6 protein-coding genes are annotated in these 7,143 nt (G+C 74.2%); 5 read left to right on the forward strand and 1 reads right to left on the reverse strand.

Going from position 1 to position 7,143, the window contains the following annotated elements; genetic code table 11:
• Positions 1 to 109: 109 nt before the first annotated feature.
• Positions 110 to 1,018: a ribosome-inactivating family protein gene (locus ACFW2G_RS20775; RefSeq protein WP_384583739.1), complete on the forward strand. Its 909-nt coding sequence runs from the start codon at positions 110 to 112 to the stop codon at positions 1,016 to 1,018.
• Here ACFW2G_RS20775 and ACFW2G_RS20780 read toward each other — a convergent pair.
• Positions 993 to 2,051, reverse strand: a complete 1,059-nt coding sequence (locus ACFW2G_RS20780) for a helix-turn-helix domain-containing protein (RefSeq protein WP_384583736.1) — start codon at positions 2,049 to 2,051, stop codon at positions 993 to 995. The genes ACFW2G_RS20775 and ACFW2G_RS20780 overlap by 26 nt on opposite strands.
• A gap of 120 nt (positions 2,052 to 2,171) precedes the next feature.
• On the opposite strand from ACFW2G_RS20780, the gene ACFW2G_RS20785 reads away from it, so the two are divergent.
• The 4 genes from ACFW2G_RS20785 to eif5A all read left to right on the forward strand — a co-directional run bounded on the left by ACFW2G_RS20785 (position 2,172) and on the right by eif5A (position 7,068).
• Complete coding sequence (locus ACFW2G_RS20785) at positions 2,172 to 4,991, forward strand: AAA family ATPase (protein WP_384583733.1); 2,820 nt, start codon at positions 2,172 to 2,174, stop codon at positions 4,989 to 4,991.
• A 348-nt stretch (positions 4,992 to 5,339) separates the two neighbouring features.
• Entirely contained in the window at positions 5,340 to 6,014 is a 675-nt protein-coding gene (locus ACFW2G_RS20790) for a deoxynucleoside kinase (RefSeq protein WP_037930406.1), read from the forward strand.
• 129 nt (positions 6,015 to 6,143) lie between these two features.
• Entirely contained in the window at positions 6,144 to 6,371 is a 228-nt protein-coding gene (locus ACFW2G_RS20795; RefSeq protein WP_384583731.1) for a hypothetical protein, read from the forward strand.
• Between the two features lie 229 nt (positions 6,372 to 6,600).
• Positions 6,601 to 7,068, forward strand: coding sequence for a translation initiation factor IF-5A (gene eif5A, locus ACFW2G_RS20800; protein WP_384451522.1), 468 nt, complete (start codon positions 6,601 to 6,603; stop codon positions 7,066 to 7,068).
• The last annotated feature ends 75 nt before the right edge of the window (positions 7,069 to 7,143 follow it).

Consider the following 7,143-nt stretch of genomic DNA (forward strand, 5'->3'; position numbering starts at 1 on the left):
CCGTGGGCCGACCGTGTGCCGGGCGACCGTGCGACCGCGTCCTGTCCCCCGCAAGGAGTCCGGGCGCCCGGTCGGGCGGGATGTCCGGCCTGAGGAGGAGGAGTTCTGTGTGTTCAGCGTAGTTTCGGGCGGGCGGATGATGCGGCGTGTCGCCGGTCTCCTCGTGGCACTCGCCCTGTCGGCCGGTGTGCTGGGCGCGGCCGCGCCCGCCGCCCATGCCGATCCGGACCGGCCGCTGACGGTCGTCGACTGGGACATCAGCGGTCTCGAGCACGGCGGCCAGGGGCACCACGACCGGTACTGGAACATGATCGACCAGGTGCACCGGATCAGCGGCCACGACTTCTACCAGGTGCTGGACGAGACCACGACGACGCCCGACCGGCTGATCCAGATCCGGGTGAGTCATGCCGGGCAGTACGTGGTGTCCCTCTACTACTGGGCCAACACCCTGTACCTGGCCGGGATCTACCAGCCCGGGCAGCCCGACGGCACCGGCAACCGGCACTACGTGTTCCCCGACGGCTATCCCGACGCGTTCGAGCGGGTCCTGGGGGTGCGGGCCCACCGCCTGCCCTGGAACGGGAGTTACGCCACCCTGCCCGGCGGTGGCGCCCGCGCGGAGCGGCGGCTCACCCCCCAGAACCTCCAGAACGCGCTGCTGACCCTGCGCAACACCCAGCAGCTCCTCACCACCGGGGCCGGCCGGCAGACCGTCGGTTCGTACCTGGTGGACGTCATCGGCGCGACCGCCGAGGCGGCGCGCTTCGGGTACGTCTTCGACGTGATCCGGCAGAACATCGCCCACCACGCGTCGACGCCGATCGGCCCGTTCGGTGCCGACCTCGAAACCAGCTGGGGCCAGTTGTCCGCCTGGGTGTACGCGCGGCTGCGCAACCCGGCCGGGAACGGTTTCACCATCGGTGCCCAGGGCTACAGCAGGTACTACCCGACGGTCGCCGCGCTCATCGCGAACCTGGGGTACATCCAGCTCAACGGGCACAAGCGGGGCGGCTGACACCGGCCGCCGCCCTGTGCGGCGGCGGCTCCGGGACGGGGGTGAAGGAGGCGCTCCAGTCCCGCGGTGACATCCCGTACCGCTGCCGGAAGACCCGGCTGAAGTGGTTGGGGCTGACGAAGCCCCAGCGGTGCGCGATGCGGGAGACGGTCTTCCCGCGTCCCGGTCGGGCCAGTTCCCGGGCGGCCTCTTCCAGGCGGCGCTCGCGGATCCAGGTGCCGACCGTCGTGGCGTCCTGTGCGAAGAGCCGGTGCAGGTAGCGGACGGACATGTGGTGTGCGGCGGCGATCGAGCGTGGGGAGAGGTCCGGGTCCGCCAGGTGCAGGCCGATGTGGGCGCGGACGCGTGCCATCAGGTCCGCGGTCTCCGCGGTGACGGGGCCTTGGCCGGTGGCGGGCCGGGCTGCCGGTCGGGTGCCGGCGGCGGCCCGTTCCGTGATGAGGGTGGCCAGCATGCCCGCGATGTGGCCGGCCATGCGGCCGCCGGTTTCGGCGCCCAGGTCCGGGGCCGCTTCGGCGAAGGCGGCCAGGGAGCGGGAGACGGCGGTGTCCAGGCCCGGGGCGGGCCGGACGGTGCTCCCCAGGACGGCCGTGAGGTCTGCCTGCGGGACGGCGAGCACGGCGCGCGGCAGCCGGAGCAGGTGCGTGCGGGAGGGCTCGGGAAACTCCACGGCGAGTTCGCCGCCCGAGGGCAGCAGGGCCATGTCGCCCGGTGCCAGGCGTATCCGCCTGCCGCCGCGGGAGAGCAGTGCGGTGCCCGAGGCTTGGACGGCCACGACGACGAACGGCCCGCCGCTTTCGCCGTGGGCGCCGTCGTGGTCCGTGCGGTGGGGTGTGGCTTCGAGGGTGCGTATCCGGAGGTATCCGCAGTCGCCGGTCGCGGTCTCGGCGGCGAACAGGCCCGGCTCCGCCGCCCTGTCCGCTGCCCGGCTCCTGCCCTTGCCCGTGGCCCTGTCCGCTGCCCGGGCGGGAGGGGCTTGGGGGCGCGGGGGTGTGGGGTGGGTGCGGGCCGGTTCGGTGCGGTGCGCTTGCATGCCCGGAGCGTGCCCGGGGAGGGCGGTGGTTCGAATCCTGGAAACCTCCCAGTCTTCGCCGCCCGTCCCCCGGTCCGGCGCGGCCGGTCGGGGGATGCCCGGAGCCGGTATGTTCAGTTCATGATCATGAGAGGCCGGGGTGCGGAGAGCGCTCTGGTGCACCGGCTGCTGGACGGCGCGCGCTCGGGTATGAGCGGTGTACTCGTCGTGCGCGGCGATGCCGGGATCGGCAAGACGGCCCTGCTGGACCATGCGGTCGGGTCGGCTTCGGGCCTGCAGGTCACGCGGGTCGCGGGCGTCGAGGCCGAGCAGGAGCTCGGTTTCGCGGCCGTGCACCGCGTCCTGCTGCCGTTCCTCGGTGCCCGGAACCGGCTGCCCGGGCCCCAGCGCGCCGCGCTCGAGACGGCGTTCGCGATGGTGGACGGGACCGCGCCCGACCGGTTCCTGGTGGGGCTCGCCGTTCTCACCCTCCTCGCGGAGTCCGCCCGCGAAAGGCCGCTGCTGCTCGTGTGCGACGACGCCCAGTGGCTGGACCGGGAGTCGCTCGACGTCCTGGCGTTCGTGGGACGCAGGCTCCACGCCGACGGCATCGTCGCCCTCTTCGCGCTGCGCGACGACACGACGGCGGCGCCGCCGGCACTGGACGGCCTTCCCGAACTCCGGCTCGGCCGGCTGCCGCAGGCCGATGCGCTGGCGCTGCTCATGGACCACGCCGGCGGCGGGATCGACCAGGTCGTGGCCGAGCGGATCATCGCCGAGGCGGCGGGCAATCCGCTCGCCCTGCGGGAACTGGCCCAGGGGCCTCATGTCGTGGAGGCGGGGTTCGCCGGGCCGCCGGCTCTCGGGCGGCGCCTGGAGGCCCGGTTCCTGCGGCGGGTTGAGGGCCTGCCGGTGCTGACCCGGACGGTGCTGTTGGCGGCGGCCGCCGACGCGACCGGCGATCGGGACGTGCTGCGGCGGGCGGTCCGGCACCTTTCGGGGGCCGGCAACGACGACCTGGCCGAGGCCTTCGACCAGGCCGAGCGGGAGGAGTTGTTGACGGCCCGGCCCGCTCCCGGTGCGTCCTCGTTCCGTCATCCGCTGATCCGCTCGGCCGTGTACGGGGGCGCGTCGCGGGCCGCGCGTCGTTCCGTGCACGCCGCGCTCGCCGCCGTGACCGACGCGTGCGCCGAACCCGAACGGCACGCCTGGCATGCGGCGGCCGCCGCGGACGGCCCCGATGAGCAGGTCGCCTCCGCGTTGCACGGCTGTGCCGAGCGGGCCGGGAACACCGGCGGCTACCTGGCCCGGGCCGCGTTCTTGCAGCGGGCCGCGGATCTCACCGACGATCCGGTCCGGCGGGCCACGTGGCTGCTTGAGGCCTGTGCGGCGGCCCTCATGGCCGGTGCCCCGCGGCGGGCCGAGGAGCTCCTCTCCCGGCTGCCGGCACCGGGACCGGCGGTGCCCGTGCTGGGCGCCCATGCCGGCCGGCTGGGCGGGCTGGCCCGCCTGATGCTGGGCGGAAAGGGGGCTGTCGGGCTCCTCCTGGATGCCGCCCTGGTGCTCTTCGAGCACGACCCGGCGGCCGGCCGTGACACGCTGCTGGAGGCCTTCGACGCCTCGATGGTCGCTGCCGGCCCCGATGGTGGTGGCGACCCCGATGGTGGTGGCGGTGCCGATGGTGGTGGCGGTGCCGGTGGTGGCGGTGCCCTGCGGGTGGCCCGTGCCGCGCTCGGTGTCGCCGGCCGCGGGGACGCGGCGCCCGGTGCGGACGCGTGCGTCGCCGACCTGCTCCTGGACGGTCACGCCCGGCTGGTCGCCGTCGGCTACCGCGCGGGCGTGCCGTCGCTGCGGGCGGCCCTCGCGGCGATGACCCGGCCCGGCGCGGAAGAGGGCGGAGCGGTCCGCTGGAGCCTGCTGGGGATGGTCGCCGCCGTCGAGTTGTGGGACATCGACGCCCTGGGGGAATGCGGGCGGCGGTACGCCGATGCCGCGCGCGGCCACGGGGCGCTGCGCATGCTCCAGATCAGCGCACACGCCAACGCGACCTCGGAGGTGTTCCGCGGCAACCTGGTCGGTGCGCAGGCGCACTTCGCGGAGTTCAAGGACATCGCGGACGCGACCGGGGCCGATCCGCGGTTGTCCCACCCCACCGATGTGATGCTGCACGCCTGGCGCGGGGACGAGGCGGCGACTCTGTCGGCGGTCGCGGCGCAGCGGGAGCTGTGTCCCGAGGCGCCCGGCGGGATCCAGGCGCAACTGGCCCGTGCGGCACTGGTCGTGCTCGGGCTGGGCGGGCGCCGCTACCCGCAGGCCCAGGCCGCGGCCCAGGCGGTTCTCGACGATCCGCCGCCGCACTGCGCCGGGCTCGGCCTTCCCGGCCTGGTCGAGGCCGCCGTCCGCAACGGCGATCCGGGCGTGGCCTCGCGGGCGTTGGAGCTGCTGGCCGAGCGGGCCACGGCCAGCGGCACCCCGTGGGCGCTGGGGCTGCTGGCCCGAAGCCGCGCCCTGGTCGCGCCGGGACCGGCGGCGGAGGAGCTGTTCCGGGAGGCGTCCGCGCATCTGGAGCCGACGCCGCTGCTGACTGAGAAGGCGCACACGGACCTCCTGCACGGGGAGTGGCTGCGTCGGCAGCGCCGCAGGCACGACGCCCGGGTGCTGCTGCGGCGCGCCCACGAGCGGTTCGCCTCGATGGGGGCGGCCGCCTTCGCCGAGCGGGCCCGTCTGGAGCTGCGGGCCACGGGCGAGCAGGCGCGCCGGCGGGACGCGGGGGCGGGGCGGCAGCTGACCCCGCAGGAGTCCCGGGTCGCGCGGTTGGCGGCTCGCGGTGCTACCAATCAGGAGATCGCGACGGACTTGTTCCTCAGCGCGAGCACGGTGGAGTACCACCTCGGCAAGGTCTTCCGGAAGCTCGGCGTCTCCTCGCGCCGGCAGCTGGCGGGGTCGCTGCCCCGGGGGTAGCGGCGGGCCCGCGGGGGTGGCCGGTGCCGGGGGGTGGCCGGTGCCGGGGGGTGGCTGTGTCGCCGGCCGGTGGCACAAGGGCTGGTCGGGGCGGGTGAATCGTCATCTAAGATTCAAGCTGGCCGCGGGGCCGGGGCTCGTCGCTGTGTGCGGCGACCGCGGAAGGGCCAGGCCGGCCGGTCGATGAGAGCGGCCCGCGTCAGGGGTTCCGGTGCGGTCCGGACGGGGACCGTCTGACGCTGATCACGAAGCTCCCGGGGAATCGCGTGCCGTCGGCGTGCGTCTCAGTGGTGTGAGATGCCCAGCCCGCACGCCCACGCACATGAGACCGCCGGGGAGAAGTGAGGTATGGCAGTGATCTGCGTCGGAGGCATGATCGGGATCGGCAAGACGAGTGTGGCCGAACTCCTCGCCAAGGAACTGGGCAGCGACGTCTTCTACGAGAGCGTCGAGGACAATCCGATCCTTCCGCTCTTCTACACGGCGAGCCCTGAGGAGATCCAGGCGAGGCGCTACCCCTTCCTGCTCCAGCTCTACTTCCTGCAGACCCGGTTCGCCTCGATCAAGGAGGCGTACAAGCAGGGCGACAACGTCCTGGACCGGTCCATCTACGAGGACTGGTACTTCGCCAAGGTCAACCACGACCTGGGCCGGATCAGCTCCCTGGAGATGCGCGTGTACGAGGGCCTGCTGGGCGAGATGATGCGCGAGATCGACGGCCTGCCGTACCGCAAGGCGCCCGACCTGATGGTCTACCTGAAGGCGGACTTCGAGACGGTGCTGCACCGGATCGGCCTGCGGGGCCGTGACTTCGAACAGGACGAGGGCCTCGTCGAGTACTACCGCACCCTGTGGTCGGGCTACGACGACTGGGTGAACCTGCACTACTCGGCCAGCGAGGTCCTCGTCGTCGACATGAACCGCACGGACGTCGTGCACAACCCCGACGACGCCGCCCGCGTGGTCCGGGAGGTCAAGGACGCCCTGGCCGCGGTCCGGCAGAACGCCGCGGCCGGTCTCTGACCCGCGGGCCGGTGGTCTCCCCCGTGCGGGGGAGACGGCCGCGACCTGCGGACGATGCCCGGACACCCGGCGGGTGGCGACGATCAGGACTCGTCCCGTCAGATTCAGATTCCGGAACCGGAGCTCACCATGCCGAAGTGGACCCTGCGCGCCATCGCCGTCCTCGCCGTCGCCGCCGCGATCGCCGCCCCCGCGGCGGTGGCCGCGCCCGAGCCGGCGCCCGCCGCAGCGGCGGCCCCCATGGCCGCACGGGAGGCATCCGCGGCCGCGCCGGTGGGCTCCGCCGCCGCGCCGGAGACCGGGCTCGCCTCCGCCGGGCGCGAGACGACGCCGTCGGACCACGCCGTCTCCCTCTGAGCGACGCCCGGGGGGGCGGCGCCGTACCGGGGGCGGGGGTCCTCGTCGTCGTACCCGTGCGTCGTACCCGATGCCGAGCCGGGAGGGGGCGGGTGCGCTGTCGGCCCCCGGTAGGCGGCGGGCTTGTGTGCCCGCGTTCACCCCGTCGGGGCAATGGCCGGTGGTTCACGCGGCGGAAGGTGGTCTACTGCGGCTCGACCAGCGCAAACCGGCGTGAGCAGGAGGCAGTATGAGCGGCGTGGACCTGGATTTCGAACCGGCCGCGGAAGCGGGTGGGAGCGGCACGTTCCCGATGCGGGCGGGGGCCCTGCGCAGGAACGGCCATGTGCTCGTCGACGGCGTTGTCTGCAGGCTCACCGACGTCTCGATCTCGAAGCCCGGCCAGCACGGTCCGGCCGAGGTGCATCTCGCGGGGGTCGACGTGTTCACCGGTGAGAAGCACGAGGACGTGCACCCCTCCTCCCGCGACGTGGAGGTGCCGGTGGTGGTCTGCACCGAGTACGTGCTGGCCGGTGTCGACGGCGGTCGCCTCCGCTTGGTGGACGTGTCCACGGGAGAGGCCGGGGAAGACGTCGCGCTGCCGGAGGGAGCCCTCGGCCGGGCCGTCGAGGGCGACTTCACCGCCGGCAAGGACGTCCGGGTCACCGTGACCCGTGCGCTGGGCCGGGCAGCGGTCACTGGCCACCGCGCGCGGTAGGCCCGGCGGCCGTGACCCGCGCACGGCGCCGTCCGCCCGGCCTGGGACCTCCCGGCCGGGCGTCTTGCGTGTGTC

This window comes from Streptomyces sp. NPDC058880, assembly GCF_042742535.1.
GTDB lineage: Bacteria > Actinomycetota > Actinomycetes > Streptomycetales > Streptomycetaceae > Streptomyces.